We start from the raw sequence: 17,578 nt of genomic DNA, 5'->3' as shown, positions 1-17,578 counted from the left end.
CCGAGCCGCGTCCAGCCGCCCCGTGTCCAGCCGCCCCGCCGTCAGCCGACGCCCCCGTCAGCCGGCGCCCCCGTCAGCGCCCCCGCCGTCAGCCGATCCGTCGGTCCCGGCCCGCGCCCATGCCCAGCAGGGCCAGCCCGGCGCAGACGGCGAGCAGCAGTACGAGGGGGACGGTCCAGCCGCCGGTGACCTGGTGGACGGCGCCGAGAGCCAGGGGACCGACGGCGGCCAGCAGGTAACCGCCGCTCTGCGCCATACCGGAGAGACGGGCGGCGATGTGCGCGTCGCCGGAGCGCAGCACCATCATCGTCAGGGCCAGGCCCAGCGCGCCGCCCTGCCCGATGCCGAGCAGCACGGCCCACAGCCAGGCCCCGGCCACCGGCGCCACCAGCAGGCCGACCACTCCGCAGGCCATCAGCGCGGACACTGCCACCCCCAGCAGCCGCTGCCGCCGCATCCGCCCCGCCAGCATCGGCACCACGAAAGAACCGACCATCTGCAGCAGCGTGCTGAAGGCGAAGACCAGACCGGCCTCGCCCTTGCCCATGCCGTGGTCGGTGAAGATCGTCGGCATCCAGGCGATGTTCACGTACGCGATCAGCGACTGCGAGCCCATGAAGAGCGTGACCTGCCAGGCCAGCGGGGAGCGGCTCAGCCGCGGCCCGTCCCCGGCGAGCCGTACGGGGGTGGCCGCGGCCGCGCCATGGCCGGTGCCGCGCCGGGCCATCAGCGTCTGCGGAATCCAGATCACCGCGGCGACGGCGGCCAGCAGCGCCCAGGAGACCAGCGCGCCCTGCCAGTTGCCGAGCGCGTTCTCCATCGGGACGGCAGTGGCGGCGGAGACGGTCGCCCCCAGGATCATCGCCGTCGAGTACAGCGCCGTCATCCCCGCGGCCTGCTCCGGGAAGTCCCGCTTGATCAGGCCCGGCATCAGCACATTCAGCAGGGCGATGGAGGCACCGACCACCGCACACCCGGCGAACAGCGCGACCACCGGCGGGGCGATCCGCAGCACGATGCCGCCGCACAGCGTCACCAGCGCTCCGCAGAGCACCGTCTCCGTGCCCCAGCGTCGTGCCAGCTTCGGCGCGGCGATCGAGCCGAGGCCCATGAAGATCAGCGGGATGGTGGTCACCAGGCTGCTGGCCGTCGCGGTCAGACGGAAGTGGGCGCCGATCTCACCGAGCAGCGGTGAGACCCCGGCCAGCGCCGCCCGCATATTGAGCGCGGCAAGCACGATCCCGGCCATGACCAGCACCGGGTGGGCCCGCAGCCGACGGCGGGCCGCGGCGACCGGTGGTGCCGCGACCAGATCCTCCTCGGCGTCTATCAAGGGTGCTTCGGACCTGGGCCCTGCCATGCGCGCATACCTCGTCAGGAGTCGGAATCGGGAAGGAAGAAGAGTGCTGTTCGGAGACAGAAGGGTGCTGTTCGGAGAGAAGGGAGGGGGATGGGGAGTCAGTGGAAGGAGTGACCGCAGAGGGCGACGAAGGAGAAGTGGGGGAAGTGGGGGAAGTGGGGGAAGTGAGGGACCAGCCTCAGTCGGCGTCCAGCAGGGCCTCCACGGCCCGTTTCGGCTTGTCGAGCAGTGCGCGGGTGGCGCGCTCCGCGGCTTCCGGGTCGCCGGTCGCGATGGCATCCATGACCGCGCGGTGATCGCCGTGCACGATCTTCGGCATCGCCTGATCGTCGAGCGAGCTGACCAGCGCCTCCCGCACCGAGCTGCTGAACCAGCCGTAGGTCGCCGTCAGCGCGGTGTTGTGCGCGGCTTCGACGACGGCCCTGTGGAAGGCGACGTCATGATCGGCGTAGAGTTCCGTACTGCCCGAGTCGGGCTGTCCCTCCGCGTCCGCCAGCTCGGCCACGGCGTCCAGGGCGGCCTGCATCCGCTCCAGATCCTCGGGCCGGTGGCGCAGCGCGGCCAGCCGGGCGGCCTCCGCCTCCAGCGCGATCCGCAGCTCCAGTACGTCGCGGATCCCGGCCCGCTGGATGCCGCGCATGATGTCGCCCGGGTCCGCGGTGGAGACGACGAAGGTGCCCTCGCCCTGGCGTGAGCGCAGCATTCCGGCGTGCACGAGGACCCGTACCGCCTCGCGAACGGTGTTCCGGCCGACCTGGAGCTGCTCGGCGAGCGCATGCTCGGTGGGGATCCGGGCCCCCACCTTCCACTCCCCGCCCGTCAGCTGGGACCGCAGGGCGTCGACGACGGTGTCCACCAAGGACTGCCGTCCTGCTGCCTGCAGTGTCATTTCCACCCCGTCCACGTCGACTGCCACGTCGACCGTCGCGCCGGTTGCCCAGTCATCCTACAACTGATCCATTCAGCGTACACGGAATTGCTCCCGAAAACGCCGCCCGCGGGAAGGGGCTGAAGGGGGCCCGAGGGATCCGAGGGGGCCGAGAGGCCCGCGGGGCCCGCCGCCGCCCCTCCCACAGGCTGCGGCGGCGGCCCCTCAGCTCACCTGCCTCACCTCCCTCACCTCCCTCACATCCCGATATCCCGCTCCTGGATGTCCGCGAGGGATTCGCGCCGTACGAGAAGACGGGCGCGCCCTTCCGTGACGGCGATGACCGGCGGCCGGCCGACGAGGTTGTAGCCGGAGGCCATCGAGAGGTGGTACGCACCGGCGACGGGAACGGCCAGCAGATCGCCGGGGCGGATGTCGCCGGGCAGTTGGGCGTCCGGGGCGAGGACATCGCCGGCCTCGCAGTGCCGCCCGACGACGGTGACGGGTTCCGGCGCGGCCGCCGAGGCGCGGCCGACCAGCCGGGGCGCATAGCGCACCCCGTAGAGCGCGGGCCGCGGGTTGTCGCTCATCCCGCCGTCCACCGCCACGAAGGTGTGGGAGCCGGTCCGTTTGACGGACAGCACCCGGTAGAGGACGACCCCGGCCGGGCCCGCGATGGCGCGGCCCGGTTCGACGGCGAGCCGGGGCACCGGCAGCCCGGCCGCCGCACAGCCGCCGGCCAGTTCGGCGCGGATCTTGGTGCCGAGGGAAGCGAGGTCGAGCGCGGGCTCGCCCGGGCAATAGGCGACGCCATGGCCGCCGCCGAGGTCCAGTTCCGGCAGCGTGACGCCGTGGTGCTCCCGGACCCGGGCGAGCAGGCCGATCAGTCGTCGTACCGCCGACAGATACGGCTTGACGGTGGTGATCTGCGAGCCCAAGTGGCAGTGCAGGCCCGTCAGTTCGAGCCGCGGCTGGCCGAGCACCCGGGCGATGGCGTGCTGGGCGGAGCCGTCGGCGATCGACAGGCCGAACTTCTGGTCGTCGGTGCCCGTACGGATCTTGGCGTGGCCCCCGGCGGCGATCCCCGGCACGACCCGGATCAGTACCTTCTGTCGGCTGCCCGCCGGGACCGCGGCGGCCAGCCGGGCGATCTCCGAGGTGCTGTCGATGACGATCCGGCCGACGCCCAGCCGCAGCGCGGCGCGCAGGTCGGCGGGGCTCTTGGCGTTGCCGTGCAGCACGATCCGCTCGGGCGGGAAACCGGTGGTGACGGCCAGTTCCAGCTCTCCGGCGGAGCAGACGTCCAGCCCCAGCCCCTCCTCCTGCACCCAGCGCACCATCGCGCGGCACAGGAAGGCCTTGGCCGCGTAGTAGACCTCGGCATCAGGGAAAGCCCGTAGGTAGGCGCGGCAGCGGTGGCGTACTTCGTCCTCGTCCAGGACGTAGGCGGGGGTGCCGAAGCGGTCGGCCAGCTTGGTGAGCGGGACGCCGCCGATGGCGAGGTCGTCAGGGCCGACCGGTGCCGCGGACGCGGGCCAGATGGACCGCGGCTCGCTGCCGGACGGCGGCGGGGCAGCGGCCGTACGGGGCGGGGCGGCGGTACGGGGCCGGGCCGCGGTGAGCGGCGGGGGCGCGACGGCGGTGGCCCGCGGCGGGGCACCGGTCACGCGGCCGGCCGGGGGCAGAGTGCTGTGACTCATGGCGGTCACCCCTTCCTCAGACGGCCCGTAGGTGGTGCACACGGGGAACGTCAGGGACAAGCCGGGGAACATCGGGGACGGACCGGGGAACGTCGGGGACGGACCGGGGAACGTCGGGGACGACCCGGGGAACGTCAGGGGCGACCCGGGGATCGACGGTCAGGGTCGTCGCTCCGACAGGTTCGGCGAGCGCCCGCAGCGCGGGCTCGGAGAGCCTGACCCAGGGCTGGCCGCCGCCGAGGGCCGCGGCCAGCCGCTGCGGCGAGGTGAAGGCGACGGCGGTACGGCCGCCGAGCGGAGTGCGGAACAGACGGGCCGTACAGCCCGCGGGGCCCGACCGGACAGGAACGAAGAGAAGCCCGGCCGGGACACGTTCGGCAGGTTCGGGATCTTCCGCGTACAGAGGGTGGGACACGGCGTTGCTCCTCGGACAGAACATCGGCCCCGGACCGGTGGAAAACGCGTACGCCGGGGCTCGGCTCTGACGCTATGCCCGGGGAACGGACGCCTCCGCCGCTCACTGACGCGTCATTGACGGGTTGCGGACACTACTTGACGCGATGCTGCCGCCCGGTGGCCGATTGTGCGGCGGCGATTACTCCAGGGCACGGGCGGCCCGGCCACGGCCCCCATGACCCACCCGATGCCCCACCCCATGCCCCACCCGGTCCCTCGCACATGGCCGCCCGCCCTTGACCTTGACACTGTGGAAAGCACTCCACTGGAAGGCGTCATGTTCACCATCGGAGACTTCGCCCAGTACGGCCGGGTGTCGGCCCGCATGCTGCGCCATTACGACGCGATCGGGCTGCTGCGCCCGGCCCGTACGGACCCCGTCACCGGCTACCGCTTCTACGAGGCGGCCCAGCTCGCCCGGCTCAACCGCATCATCGCGCTCAAGGACCTCGGATTCAGCCTCCAGCAGGTGGGGGCGATCCTGGCCGAGGAGGTGAGCGTGCCGGAGCTGCGCGGGATGCTGCGGCTGCGGCAGGCGGAGCTGTCGGCGGCGCTGACGGCGGCGGGTGCGCGGCTGGCGCAGGTCGAGGCGAGGCTCCGGACGATCGAGAGTGAGGGACGCATGTCTGCCGACGATGTGGTGGTCAAACCCACCGGAACGGTACTGCTCGCGGAGCTGAGCGGGACCGCCGCCAGTTACGGCCCCGAGGACATCGGCCCGGTGATCACGCCGCTCTACGCCGAACTGTGCCGACTGCTGGAGACGGCGGGGGTGACCCCGGCGGGGCCGGGCCTGGCGTACTACGAGGACGCACCGGAGCCGGGCGAGGGAAGCGGCCGGATGGCCGATGAGCACGACAGCAAGGACGCCATCGTCGTGCACGCGGGAATGGTGATCACCGAAGAGGCCCTGGCAAAGGCGGGCGCGACGCCCGCTGCCACAGCCGGCGCCACAACTGGCGGCACCTCCGGCCTCGGCTTCACCATCGTCACCCTCCCCGGCCTGGCCGCCGCCGCCACGGTGGTGCACCACGGCCCGATGAGCCGCATCCTGCCCACCGCCCAGAATCTCGCCCACTGGATCGACGACAACGGCTATCGCTCCGCCGGATACGCCCGCGAGCTGTATCTGGAGTGCCCACCGGACCAGGAAAAATGGGTCACGGAAATCCAGGAGCCCGTGGTCCGGGCGTGACACCGGGGCCGCAAACGGGCCCGCAAACCGGGCCGGAAACCACGAGCCCAACCGCCCTCAGCACACGCCCTCTCCGGCCGCCGCCGCCCCGCCCAGCCCCGCGGTGACCGTCTCCGCGAACGCCACCGCCGCCGGACTCAGCGCCGCCCACCGGCGGACCGCCCAGCCGGTGGCCAGTGGGGGCAGACCGGCGATCGGGATCAGCCGCAGGGCCCCAGGGGCGGCGGTCTGCAGGCCCGGCAACTGGGGAACGACCGCATGGCCGACGCCCAGTTCGGCCAGCAGCAGGGCGGTGTCCCAGTCGGCGACGCTGGTGGTGCTCGGGGGCGGCACGGGGCCGGTGTCCCGTTGGCCGAGGTGGCCGTCGAGGCGCATCCGGGAGGTGGAGTTCTCCGGCAGCCGTATGTGCCGGATGCCGGACAGTTCCCCGGGCTCGATGCGCTCCCGGCCGGCGAGCGGGTCATCGGCGCGTACGGCGAGCACCCACGGCAGCCGGATCACCGGATGCTGCTCGATACCGCGCACCGGCGGGCCGATGGTGATCCAGGCCAGTTCGGAGCTGCCGTCCGCGACCGCCTCGAAGCAGCGGCGGCTGGAACTCTCGGTCTGGAACTCCAGGTTGACGTGCGGATGGCGGGCGCGGAAGGCGACCACCGCGTCGGCCATGAAGTGCCGCACGGTCGTGGCGCCGGTGGTCACCCGCACCGTACCGCCGTCGCCCGCACGCAGATCGGCCAGCCGGCGCAGTGCCAGATCCAGCCCGGCGATGCCGTCCGCCGCCGCGCGGTGCAGGATCCGGCCCGCCTGGGTCGGCGCCACACCGCGCGGCCGGCGCTCCAACAGGCCGATGCCCGCCTCCCGTTCGAGGCGTTTGACGCGCTGGCTCACGGCCGACTGGGTGCAGCCGAGATCGCGCGCGACGGCGCTGAGGTTGCCCGCCTCGCACACGGCCACGAAGGCGCGCAGATCATCGAGGGTCACCGGCACACGGTAGCGCCAACCCAAGCCATTGCTAAGGGATGTGAAAGGAGATCAGAGGATTGACTTGGGTGTGAGGACGCGGCGAAGATCGTCGCAGGGCCCCAGGGCGGCAACCCGGAATCGCGTACGGCCGTACGGCTCCGGGTGCCGACCCGCCCGCCCGTTGGTGCGCCGCCCCAGGAAAGCCCTCCCCTCGTAGCCCCGCTACACCCCGCCCGGCGCACCCGCCCCCGCCGGAGCGGACCCCGCCGGAGCGCTCGCGGCCCCTGCCGCCGGGCGGTCACCCGCCCCGTCGCCGTCCGCCCCACGCCGTACGACCGCCAGGACCAGCAGCCCGGCCGCCGTCGCCACCGTCCCGGAGATCAGCAGGATGTCGGTCAGCCCGGAGACATGGGCGGTGGCGATGGCCGTGCGGGACGCTCCAGGATGGACGCCGTGCAGTGCGTCGGCGAAGACGGTGCCGAGGACGGCGATGCCCAGGGCGTAGCCCAGCTGCTGGAAGGTGTTCATGGCGCCGCTCGCCATACCTGCCCGCTGCGGGGGCACCGCCCGGAGCGCCGACGGGACCAGGACCGGCATCGCCGCCCCGATGCCCAGCCCGCTCACCGCGAGCCCGGGGAGCAGCGCCGTCCAGTCGGCGCCCCCGGTTGGCGGCTGGGCGGCGCCCCCGCCCAACAGCGCGTACTCCAGCAGCACCCCTGCGCCCACCAGCAACATGCCGATGCCGAGCGGCAGTTGGGGCGCCATCCGCTGCAACACCCGGCCGCCCGGCGCACCGACCAGCAGGGACATCAGCGCCATCGGCGTCACCGCGAGACCGGCCCGCACCGGGCTCAGGCCGAGGACGTTCTGCACCCACAGCCCCACGAAGGTGAGATACGGGAACGCCGCGGCCTGCGCCAGCAGTGCCGCCACCAGCAGCGCCGCGAACGACGGGCGGCGCAGCAGCGCCAGGTCCAGCAGCGGTCGGCGCACCCGCCGTTCGACGACGAGGAACACCAGCAGTGCGAGCGCCGCGCCGCCGAGTGCGGCGAGCGTCCCGGACTCCGTCCAGCCCCGCTCGCCGCCCCGCATCAGCCCGTACGTCAGCGCGCCCGCGCAGACCGTGAAGCACCCGGCACCCGGCCAGTCGATGAGGGTGAGGGGACTGCCGCCGACGGAACTCCGCGGCCGGGGGAGGTCGCCGTGCGACTCCGGCACCCGGCGCACCGTGATCCACACCGCGACGGCGGTCAGCGGCAGATTGACCAGGAAGATCGCCCGCCAGTCCACATACTCGGTGAGCAGGCCGCCCAGTACGGGGCCGGCCGCGGCCGCGGCACCGCTGGCGCCGCCCCAGACGCCGAACGCCACGCCCCGGTCCCGGCCCTGATACGCGGCCATCAGCAGCGGGGTGGTGGTGGCGAACATCGCCGCCGCGCCCGCCCCCTGCACGGCGCGGGCCGCGACCAGCACGCCCGCGTCCGGGGCCAGCCCGCAGGCCAGGGAGGCGAGCGCGAACAGCGTCAGCCCGGCCACATACAGCCGACGCCGCCCCAGGAGGTCCGCGGCCGAACCCGCCACCATCAGCAGCGCGGCCAGCGCCAGCGCATAGATGTCCAGCACCCACTGGAGCGAGGTGAGGGTGGCGCCCAGGCCGTCGGCTATCCGGGGCAGCGCGGAGTTCACGATCGTCACATCGACCAGCAACAGCACATTGCCGAGGGCGACGGCGGCCAGCGGCCACCACTTCCCGCCCGGTCCCGCGCCCCGTCTCCCGCCCGGTCCCGCGCCCCGTTTCCAGGCCGGTCCCCCGCCCCCTCTCCTGGCCGATCCCCCGCCACCGGATGTGCTCCGCATGCCCACTCCTCCGCTCCTGTCGGCCGGTACCGGCGAGCCCGCCGCCGCCGAAGTCCCGGCCGCTCGCCCGCCGGTCCCCGCCCGGTGATGTGTAGTGCCGACGCCACGGTGCGGCCCGCACCACCCGCACGCCCAGCCACCGCGCGCCCGGCGGCGCAATCCGACACGAGTTAGCCTCGAACGGTGAAATCCGACGGGAAGCCCGAAGCGGCGGACCGGGGGAGGGGCACCGGCGAGACCGGCCCCGGCGGTTCCACCGGGTTCGACGGCCTCGACCACGGGCTCATTCATGCGCTGCAGCTCGACGGCCGGGCGCCGTTCAGCCGGATCGCCGCCGTGCTCGGGGTCTCCGACCAGACCGTCGCCCGGCGCTACACCCGGCACCGCACCCACGGCGCGCTCACCGACGCCGACCGCCGGCTCTTCGACGCCCTCGCCCTCTGGCTGTCCGTCGAGCCCGCCCGGCTCGCGGCCGCCGGGGAGGCGATGGCGGCACACCCGGAAGTCGGCTACGCCTGCGCCACCACGGGGCCGCACAACCTCTTCGCCTCGGTGCTCTGCCGGAACGTCGGCGCGGTCTACCGCTATCTGACGACCCGGGTGGCGGCGCTGCCCGGCGTACGGGCGATGGAGAGCGCGCCCCGCATCCGGCACATCAAGGGCCCGGGACCGGTGTTCCCCAGCCCCCGCCCCGCCCCCGGACGCCACCGGTGACGCCCCCGCCGGAGCCGCCGCGCGATGGCCGTCGGCAGTTCTCCGACAACCCCCTGACCTGGGCGAAGGACTGGGTACGCAGCAGTCCCGGCACCCATATCTGGCTGCTGGTCATCGGGATCACCAGCCTGGTCATCGCCGCCGCCTCCGACGGCCTGGGGGAGTTCCTGATCCACCGGACCAGCAGCAACATCCACGAGCTGAACGAGCATCCGCTGCCGTCGCTGTTGATCAGCGGCTTCTGGATCGAACGGCCCTCGTCGTTCCTGCTGTATGTGGTGATGTTCGAGCTGCTGCACGCCAATGTGGAGCGCTGGACGGGGACCACGCGCTGGCTGCTGACCGTCGGTGGCGCGCATATCGCCGCCACCCTGGCCAGCCAGGAGCTCGTCCTGCTGGCCATCGAGGGGCACCGGCTGCCGCCGTCGATGACCCATGTCGTGGACATCGGTGTCTCGTACGGGCTGGCGGCGGCCGCCGGGGTGCTGACGTACCGGCTGCGGCCGCCCTGGCGCTACTGCTATCTCGCCGGGGTGCTGATCTTCTTCGGCATTCCGCTGCTGACCGGGGCGACCTTCACCGACTTCGGCCATGCCATCGCGCTGATCATGGGTTTCGCGGCCTGGCCGCTGACCCCGGCGGCCGCCGCGGAGCCGCCGCCGGGAGACGGGGACGGCCCCGCCGAACCGGCCGCGGCACCACCGCAGGAGCGGGCGGAGCCGCCAGGGCGGGCGGAGGGCCAGGCGGCCGCCCCGGAAAGCCCTCAGGCGGAGTAGAGCCGCTCCAGCACCACCGCGACCCCGTCGTCCTCGTGGGAGGCGGTGAACTCGTCCGCGACGGCCTTCAGTTCGTCATGCGCGTTGGCCATCGCGACACCGTGCGCGGCCCAGGCGAACATCGGGATGTCGTTGGGCATATCGCCGAACGCGATGGTCTCCTTGGCGGTGACGCCCAGCCGGCGGGCGGCCAGCGACAGTCCGGTGGCCTTCGACAGGCCCAGCGGCAGCAGTTCGACGATGCCCTCACCGGCCACCGTCACCCCCACCAGATCCCCGGCGACCTGACGCGCGGCCAGCGCCAGCGCGTCATCGTCCAGGGTCGGGTGCTGGATGTAGACCTTGTTGAGCGGGGCCGTCCACAGCTCGCCGGGGTCGTCCAGCAGGACGTTCGGCAGCGGGCCTTCCTGGACGCGGTAGCCGGGGCCGACCAGCACCTCGCCCTCCAGACCGTCCCGGCTCGCCGCCAGATGGAGCGGGCCCACCTCGGCCTCGATCTTGGCCAGCGCGAGACCGGCGAGCTGGCGGTCGAGCGTCACCGACGTCAGCAGCCGGTGCTCCCCGGCGTGGTAGACCTGCCCGCCCTGTCCGCATACCGCGAGGCCCTTGTAATCCAGGGCGTCGAGGATGTGCCGGGTCCAGGGCACGGCCCGGCCCGTGACGACGATATGCGCCGCGCCCGCCGCGGTGGCCGCGGCGAGCGCCGCGCGGGTGCGCTCGGAGACGGTCTCGTCGGAGCGCAGCAGCGTCCCGTCGAGGTCGGTGGCGATGAGTTTGTACGGCAGCGGGGTGCCCGCGGCCGGAGCGGAGGCGCTCACTTGGCGACGGGCTCCAGGATCTCCCGGCCGCCCAGGTAGGGGCGGAGCACCTCGGGGACGCGTACGGAGCCGTCCGCCTGCTGGTGGTTCTCGAAGATCGCCACGATGGTGCGCGGTACGGCGCAGAGCGTGCCGTTCAGCGTCGCCAGCGGCGAGACCTTCTGCTTGCCGTCGACGTTCTCCCGCATCCGGACCGAGAGGCGCCGGGCCTGGAACTCGTCGCAGTTCGAGGCCGAGGTGAGCTCGCGGTACTTGCCCTGGGTGGGGATCCACGCCTCGCAGTCGAACTTGCGGGAGGCGGAGGCGCCGAGGTCACCGGTGGCGACATCGATCACCTGGAAGGGCAGCTCCAGACCGGTCAGCCACTGCTTCTCCCAGTCCAGCAGCCGCTGGTGCTCGGCCTGGGCGTCCTCCGGCGCGACGTACGAGAACATCTCGACCTTGTCGAACTGGTGGACCCGGAAGATGCCGCGGGTGTCCTTGCCGTAGGTGCCGGCCTCGCGGCGGAAGCACGGGGAGAAACCGGCGTAACGCAGCGGCAGCTTGGCCGCGTCGACGATCTCGTCCATGTGGTAGGCGGCGAGCGGGACCTCGGAGGTGCCGACCAGGTAGTAGTCGTCCTTCTCCAGGTGGTAGACGTTCTCCGCGGCCTGGCCGAGGAAGCCGGTGCCCTCCATGGCGCGCGGGCGCACCAGGGCCGGGGTCAGCATCGGCGTGAAACCGGCCGCGGTGGCCTGTGCGATGGCGGCGTTGACCAGCGCGAGTTCCAGCAGCGCGCCGATGCCCGTGAGGTAGTAGAAGCGGGAGCCGGACACCTTGGCGCCGCGCTCGACGTCGATCGCGCCGAGCAGCTCGCCGATCTCCAGGTGGTCCTTGGGCTCGAAGCCCTCGGTGGTGAAGTCGCGGATCGTGCCGTGCGTTTCGAGGACCCGGAAGTCCTCCTCGCCGCCCACCGGGACGTCGGGGTGGACGAGGTTGCCGAGCTTCCGCAGCAGTGCTTGCGTCTCTTCCTTGGCCTCGTCCTGTGCGGCGTCGGCGGCCTTGACGGCGGCGGACAGCTCACCGGCCTTCTTCAGCAGCGCGGCCTTCTCGTCGCCGGCGGCCTTGGGGATGAGCTTGCCGAGCGACTTCTGCTCGGCACGCAGCTCGTCGAAGCGGACGCTGGACGACCTGCTCCGCTCGTCGGCGGAGAGAAGCGCGTCGACGAGCTCGACGTCCTCTCCACGGGCGCGCTGGGACGCGCGCACACGGTCGGGGTCCTCACGGAGCAGGCGAAGGTCAATCACACCCCCAGGCTACCGGGGCCTCGCACCGCACTCGACGCCATATTCCCTGGCACCCCATTTTGTCCGTTTTGGGGTTGTTTATTCCCTTAGGGGTCGGGGAGGAAAGGCGGTGTGGAATTCCCGCTCATTCCGTGGTGCGGGATGGTCGGCGCGACCCTTTCACGGCGTCCGCGAGGGAGCTTCCGCGTGGCTCCCGGGGAGGCTTTCACGGGGTCCGCGAGGGGGTTTTCGCGGCATCTGCGACGATGATCCACTGCGTGCGGGCTGGGAGTTGGGCGGGAGTTGAGCGGGCGTCGTGGTGGGTGCGGGCCCCGGGTTATCCCCCGGGATCCCCTTAGTTGTCCACAGGGGGTGGGGGTTTCCGCATTCTTATCCACAGGCTGTGTGTGAGATCTGTGGAAGCCGGAGGCGGGCATTCCGCCCCCGAAATGCGCGGCTCTGGATTCCCCGTACAAACCCCGTTCACGCACTCTTTCGTGTGGGATTGCCTCGCCCTAAAGGATTGGTCAGGTGAATTGTGCTGACGGTGTCCGACGTGCGGTGCTGTGGAAGGGTGTGTGGTCAGTAGGGCGATATGTCGACTGTGTCCGACTCGCATGTCGACTTACCCACAGGTCGAGAACCGACCCTGTGGATAACTTTGTGGATAACCCGGTGGGCTTCCAAAGCCGCAGGTCGTGCTGTTCCACAGCGCCCGCCGGCCCGTCCGTGAAGCACCGGTCGCCCGCTCAGCTCCGCCCGTCCATGCAGCGCGCCAGCCAGTCCGAGGCATCGGTGAACGCCGCGTCGGTCATCTCCGGCCGTACGCTCGCCGTCACCTCGTCCGCCCGGGGATACGAGCCGAGGAACCGCACCTCCTGGCAGACCCGCTTCAGGCCCATCAGCACCTCGCTGACCCGCCGGTCGGTGATGTGGCCCTCGCAGTCCACGGAGAAGCAGTAGCGGCCGATGCCCTCGCCGGTCGGCCGGGACTCGATGCGCATCATGTTCACCCCGCGCACCGCGTACTCCTGAAGGAGTTCGAGCAGCGCACCCGGGTGGTCCTCGCGCAGCCACAGCACGACCGAGGTCTTGTCCGCGCCGGTGGGCGCGGCGGGCCGGGCCGGGCGGCCCACCAGCACGAAGCGGGTGGCCGCGTTCTGGGCGTCATGGATGTCGGTGACCAGCGGCGTGAGGCCGTACGTCGCCGCCGCGAACTCCCCCGCGAACGCGCCGTCGTAGCGGCCCTCCTGCACCAGCCGGGCACCGTCGGCGTTCGAGGCCGCCGACTCCCATACCGCTTCCGGGAGTTGCGCCGCCAGCCACTTGCGCACCTGCGGCTGGGCGACCGGGTGCCCGGTCACCGTCTTCACATCGCCGAGCGCCGTTCCGGGGCGCACGAGTAGCGCGAAGGCGATCGGCAGCAGCACCTCGCGGTAGATCATCAACGGCCCGCCGGAGGCCAGTTCGTCGAGGGTGGTGGTCACCCCGCCCTCGACGGAGTTCTCGATCGGCACCAGCGCCGCGGCGGCCTCACCGGCCCGCACCGCGTCCAGGGCGGCGGGCACCGACACCATCGGCGACAGCTCACGCGTCGCCGCCTCGGGCAGGGTGCGCAGCGCGGCCTCCGTGAACGTGCCCTCGGGGCCCAGATAGGTATAGCGGCTGGCCGACATGGATAAGGACTCCCTCGCGTAACTGCGGGGGCACCCCGCCGATCTTCTCCCTGCCCTGCCACGATACCCAGCCGCTCCGCCGCCCGGCCGGTACACGGGATACCACCACCCCCCACCCCGTTGTGGCCCCGAGGGGGCGCTCCCCTCCCCTACGGCATCCGTTCGACCCCTCCCTAAGGCCCCGCCCCAGCCCACCCCAGGGGCCTCCCCCAGGGGTCTCCCCCAAGGGGTCCCCCCAAGGGTTTCCCCCAGGGCCCCCGGCCAGGAGCTACCCCTCCAGCAGCGGCCGGCCCACGTAGTCGCCCGGCTCCGCGGCCGGTGGCACCGCGAACAGTCCGCTCGCCTCGTGCCGCAGGAACGGCGACAGCGCGTCCCCGCGGTCCAGTTTCCGCTGGATCTGGGTGAAGGCGCGCAGCGGATCGGCCTGCCAGCAGATGAACAGCAGCCCGGCGTCCGGGGCGCCGTCCTCCCGGAACCCGTCGTGGTACGAGAACGGGCGGCGCAGCATCGCCGCGCCCTGGTTGGACTCCGGCGCCGCGATCCGCGCGTGCGCGTTGGCCGGGATGACCGGCAGCCCGTCCGGGCGGTTCTCGTCCAGCCGCATCGGGGTGGTCTCGGAACCGCCGGTCAGCGGCGCCCCGTTGTCCTTGCGGCGCCCGATGACCTTCTCCTGGTCGTGCCGGGAACGCTTCTCCCAGTCGTCCAGCAGCATCCGGATCCGGCGCACGACGGCGTACGAGCCGCCGCGCATCCACGCCTGCTCGGCCTCCCGCCCCACGAAGATCCGCTCGTCGAAGTCCCGGTCCGACGGCTTCGGGTTGTTGGTGCCGTCGATCTGGCCCATGAGATTGCGGGCGGTCATCGGGTGCGCGGTGGCGCCCGGTGTGCGGTTGAAGCCGTTCATCTGCCAGCGCGGCCGCGCCCGCCCGGCCGCGTCCTTCTGGAGCGCGCGCAGCGCGTGGAAGGCGACCAGCGCGTCATCGGCGCCGATCTGGATCCACAGATCGCCGTTGCTGCGGTCCGGGTCCAGTGCGTCGGCGGAGAAGTCGGGCAGCGGGTCGAGCTCCGCGGGGCGCCGTTTCGTCAGGCCCGTACGGCCGAAGAAGCTGTGGCCGAAGCCGAACGTGACGGTCAGCGAGGACGGGCCCGCGTCGAGAGCGACCCCGGTGTCGGCGTCCGGGGCCCGTCCGGCCATCAGCTCCTCGGCCGTCCGCGACCAGCGGCGCAGCAGCGCGGCGGCGGCCTTGCGGTCGGTGCCCGGTGCCAGGTCGAAGGCGACGAGATGACCGGTGGCCTGCAACGGGGTGGTGATCCCCGCCTGGTGCCCGCCGCCCGCCGCCCGGAACGCGACCCGGGTCGAGCCGATGCTGGTCAGCGCCTCGGGGGCCTCGTCCCGCAGCGCCGAGGCCCCGAAGGCGCCACCGGCCCCGCCGACGACCAGCCCGGCCGCGCCCGCCGCGCCGACGGTGCCGAGCAGGCGTCGGCGGGAGAGCTCCGTGGTGGGCGATCCGGCCGTCTCCGGGGCGGGGGCGGGGGCCGGTGCGGGGACGCGGCCGTCGCTCGCCTGTTTAGGGGCGGTCTCCTTACGGGCCGCCTGCTTGCCGGGGGGCTGCGTACGGGGGGCCTGCTTGCCGGTGCTCTGCTTACGGGAGGTCTGCTTGCTCATGAGCCGATCTTCACGTTCTTGATCTCGGTCACCTGGTCGATATCGGAGGTCCGGACGACCAGTGACAGCCGCCACTTTCCGGGGACCGGCAGCTGGACCCCGCTCGCGCGCCACTGGCCCTTCCCGGTGTGCCGGGTGGTGACCGACAGCGGCCCGAGCTTCTTGGACTTCTCCGTGAAGGAGACCTTCACCTCGGGGACGTCCATGGGCTTCCCCGAGGGGTCGGTGATCCGCAGCTTCAGGGCGTTGGCGCTGCCGCTGCGCCCGGGGGAGAGACCGATCCGGGCGGTGCCCTTGCCGTCCGGGCCGCCGGTGTCGAACGGGACGGTCAGCGTCTGCGGCCGGCCGGCCTCGGCGGACTGCCCGCCCGAGGTGGCCTTGACCGCCGCCTCGGTACGCGCCGGTTCGGTGGCCGTCAGCACCGTGGTGACCACGAGCAGGATGACCGCAACCGATGCCTCGGCCAATACGGACCGGCGCAGCCCCAGCCGCTCCGGGTCGGCGTCCCGCTGCCGCTTCGTCCGGGCGGTACGCACCGCGGCCTGCTGCCGGGCGAGTTGAGCGGCGCGGGCGGGGTCGGGGGTGGTCTCCGGGGAGGAGCCGGTCTTCGGGGCCGGGGCCGGGGCCGGGGCCGGGGCCGGGTCCGCGGTGGTCGCGGTGGCCGCGGTGACCGCAGCACCGACGGCCGCCTTCTCCGCCGCCTTCTCCGCCGCCTCCTCCGCGTCCTTCTCCCCATCCGTCTCGGCTTTCCCCGTCGCCCGGAGTTCCGCCGCCGATACCTCCGCCGCCGATGCCTCTGTCTCCGGTACGTCCGTCTCCGGTACCTCCGCCAGCCGTCCCGTCCACCGCCGCGACAGCCAGGCGATCCCGACGAGCACCACGACCAGCGCGACCTTGAGCAGCAGCAGTTGCCCGTAGCTGGTGTCGGTCAGCGCGCGCCAGGTGCCGACCTGCCGCCAGGACTGGTAGAGGCCGGTGGCCACCAGCACCACTACGGAGCCGAACGCGATCCGGGAGAAGCGGCGGACGGCGGCCCGCTCAACGGGCGGGCCCCAGTACAGGGACACGACCAGCGCCGCCAGCCCGCCGAGCCAGGCGGCGACCGCCAGCAGATGCAGCACATCGACCGGCATCGCCACGGCGGGCTGCAGCCCGGTCGAGGCGTGTTCGGCCATCGCCCAGGTCGCGGCGAGCCCGGTGGCGACGATCACCCCGCCGAAGCCGAGGCCAAAGGTGAGGTCCTTGCGCCGCCTGGCCTGCACGGCGGCGGCATCCGACGCACCGCGCTCGTCCGCGTCATCCGACCCACCGACCTCGTCGCCCTCCCCTGACGCACCGGCCGCACCAGCCGCGCCGGACTCGTCACCCTCCCCCGCCACACCCGTCTCGTACGCCCGCGCATACGCCCCGAACAACACCGCCACGAACAACGCCGCCGCCGCGAGCAGCAGCAGCCGGGAGACCAGCGCCGCGCCCGGCTTGGTGATCAGCACCTGCTGGAGGCCGCCGAGGTCGAAGACATCGGCGAGGTCGCCGGACCCGGTGTACGGGGTGCGCAGCAGCAGCATCACCACGGTGGTGCCGGTCAGCAGCGCCCAGCCGTAGACCACCAGCCGCTGTACGGACCGTACGAGGGCCGCGGCGGGCCGGCAGGCCACCACAAAGGCGGCGCCGCCGGCCAGCAGCACGAACCCGGCGTAGGCGAGGTAGCGGGCGACGCCGTAGAGCGCGCCCACCAGCCCGCCGCCGGCCTCCTGTTGGGGAACCGGGGCGGTGGTCTTGGACGGCGCGCCGACCGAGAAGGTGAAGGCGCCGGACACCGGGTGGCTGTCGGCGGAGACCGCCTGCCAGGCGACGGTGTAGGTGCCGTCGCGCAGCCCGGACGGCAGCCCCGCGCCGTATTTGACGACGCGGTCGCTGCTCAGATTCCGCAGCTTCTTCTCATCCACCCGTTTGCCCTGCGGGTCCAGCACCCGGATCGAGTCGTCGCCCATCGCGACGCCCTCGGAGAAGGTGAGCGTCACCTGCTCGGGGGCGCGGTCCGCCACCGACCTCGGTGCGGGGGTGCTGCCGGTCAGCGCGGCATGCGCCGAGGCCGGTGCGGCGCCGCCGAGCCCGCCGAGCAGCGTGCCGGCCAGCGCGAGCGCGACGACCAGCAGGCGCAGCACGGCGGACCGTCGCGGCCGTAGCCCGGTGGTGACCATAGTGATCGCTCCCCTTACTCCCGTTGCCGCTGCCGTCCGGTGCGGTGCTTCCGGCGCGCG

Annotated in this window: 14 protein-coding genes; 3 read left to right on the top strand and 11 right to left on the bottom strand. The window is 72.8% G+C overall.

The window, feature by feature from the left end:
• Nucleotides 1–88: 88 nt before the first annotated feature.
• From STRTU_RS17120 to STRTU_RS17105, 4 genes are all read right to left on the bottom strand, one after another.
• Nucleotides 89–1,360 (bottom strand): CynX/NimT family MFS transporter, encoded by a 1,272-nt coding sequence (locus tag STRTU_RS17120; RefSeq protein ID WP_159744304.1) that lies wholly within the window; start codon nucleotides 1,358–1,360, stop codon nucleotides 89–91.
• A gap of 178 nt (nucleotides 1,361–1,538) precedes the next feature.
• The gene (locus tag STRTU_RS17115; RefSeq protein WP_269777465.1) at nucleotides 1,539–2,249 is read right to left on the bottom strand and encodes a FadR/GntR family transcriptional regulator; all 711 of its coding nucleotides are present in this window, start codon (nucleotides 2,247–2,249) and stop codon (nucleotides 1,539–1,541) included.
• A 236-nt stretch (nucleotides 2,250–2,485) separates the two neighbouring features.
• Nucleotides 2,486–3,928, bottom strand: coding sequence for a diaminopimelate decarboxylase (gene lysA, locus STRTU_RS17110; RefSeq protein WP_246240683.1), 1,443 nt, complete (start codon nucleotides 3,926–3,928; stop codon nucleotides 2,486–2,488).
• Nucleotides 3,929–3,944: 16 nt separating this feature from the next.
• Nucleotides 3,945–4,343 (bottom strand): SAV_915 family protein, encoded by a 399-nt coding sequence (locus tag STRTU_RS17105; RefSeq protein WP_246240680.1) that lies wholly within the window; start codon nucleotides 4,341–4,343, stop codon nucleotides 3,945–3,947.
• A 318-nt stretch (nucleotides 4,344–4,661) separates the two neighbouring features.
• Here STRTU_RS17105 and STRTU_RS17100 point away from each other — a divergent pair, with 318 nt between their 5' ends.
• On the top strand, nucleotides 4,662–5,579 hold the full coding sequence (locus tag STRTU_RS17100; RefSeq protein ID WP_159744302.1) for a MerR family transcriptional regulator: 918 nt from the start codon (nucleotides 4,662–4,664) through the stop codon (nucleotides 5,577–5,579).
• Between the two features lie 57 nt (nucleotides 5,580–5,636).
• Here STRTU_RS17100 and STRTU_RS17095 read toward each other — a convergent pair whose 3' ends face one another.
• Together STRTU_RS17095 and STRTU_RS17090 are read right to left on the bottom strand one after the other, a co-directional pair.
• Nucleotides 5,637–6,560, bottom strand: coding sequence for a LysR family transcriptional regulator (locus tag STRTU_RS17095; protein ID WP_159744300.1), 924 nt, complete (start codon nucleotides 6,558–6,560; stop codon nucleotides 5,637–5,639).
• Nucleotides 6,561–6,764: 204 nt separating this feature from the next.
• On the bottom strand, nucleotides 6,765–8,399 hold the full coding sequence (locus STRTU_RS17090; RefSeq protein WP_159744298.1) for an MFS transporter: 1,635 nt from the start codon (nucleotides 8,397–8,399) through the stop codon (nucleotides 6,765–6,767).
• Between the two features lie 183 nt (nucleotides 8,400–8,582).
• Between STRTU_RS17090 and STRTU_RS17085 the strand changes: the two genes are divergently transcribed.
• The gene (locus STRTU_RS17085; protein WP_159744297.1) at nucleotides 8,583–9,113 is read left to right on the top strand and encodes an Lrp/AsnC family transcriptional regulator; all 531 of its coding nucleotides are present in this window, start codon (nucleotides 8,583–8,585) and stop codon (nucleotides 9,111–9,113) included.
• Entirely contained in the window at nucleotides 9,110–9,889 is a 780-nt protein-coding gene (locus STRTU_RS17080; protein ID WP_371873606.1) for a rhomboid-like protein, read from the top strand. The genes STRTU_RS17085 and STRTU_RS17080 overlap by 4 nt, the downstream gene beginning before the upstream one ends.
• Here STRTU_RS17080 and STRTU_RS17075 read toward each other — a convergent pair.
• The 5 genes from STRTU_RS17075 to STRTU_RS17055 all read right to left on the bottom strand — a co-directional run bounded on the left by STRTU_RS17075 (nucleotide 9,877) and on the right by STRTU_RS17055 (nucleotide 17,518).
• Nucleotides 9,877–10,707, bottom strand: a complete 831-nt coding sequence (locus STRTU_RS17075; protein WP_159744296.1) for an HAD family hydrolase — start codon at nucleotides 10,705–10,707, stop codon at nucleotides 9,877–9,879. The two genes, STRTU_RS17080 and STRTU_RS17075, sit on opposite strands and share 13 nt — an antisense overlap.
• Entirely contained in the window at nucleotides 10,704–11,993 is a 1,290-nt protein-coding gene (serS, locus tag STRTU_RS17070; RefSeq protein WP_159744295.1) for a serine--tRNA ligase, read from the bottom strand. The genes STRTU_RS17075 and serS overlap by 4 nt, the downstream gene beginning before the upstream one ends.
• A 728-nt stretch (nucleotides 11,994–12,721) precedes the next feature.
• On the bottom strand, nucleotides 12,722–13,648 hold the full coding sequence (pheA, locus tag STRTU_RS17065; RefSeq protein WP_159744294.1) for a prephenate dehydratase: 927 nt from the start codon (nucleotides 13,646–13,648) through the stop codon (nucleotides 12,722–12,724).
• A gap of 268 nt (nucleotides 13,649–13,916) precedes the next feature.
• The gene (efeB, locus tag STRTU_RS17060) at nucleotides 13,917–15,314 is read right to left on the bottom strand and encodes an iron uptake transporter deferrochelatase/peroxidase subunit (protein ID WP_159744293.1); all 1,398 of its coding nucleotides are present in this window, start codon (nucleotides 15,312–15,314) and stop codon (nucleotides 13,917–13,919) included.
• On the bottom strand, nucleotides 15,311–17,518 hold the full coding sequence (locus STRTU_RS17055) for a copper resistance CopC/CopD family protein (protein ID WP_159744292.1): 2,208 nt from the start codon (nucleotides 17,516–17,518) through the stop codon (nucleotides 15,311–15,313). Before STRTU_RS17055 ends, efeB begins: the two co-directional genes overlap by 4 nt.
• Nucleotides 17,519–17,578 lie beyond the last annotated feature (60 nt).

Source organism: Streptomyces tubercidicus (genome assembly GCF_027497495.1).
GTDB classification, from domain to species: Bacteria; Actinomycetota; Actinomycetes; order Streptomycetales; family Streptomycetaceae; genus Streptomyces; species Streptomyces tubercidicus.
This window is presented reverse-complemented; position numbering and strand designations above follow the sequence as displayed.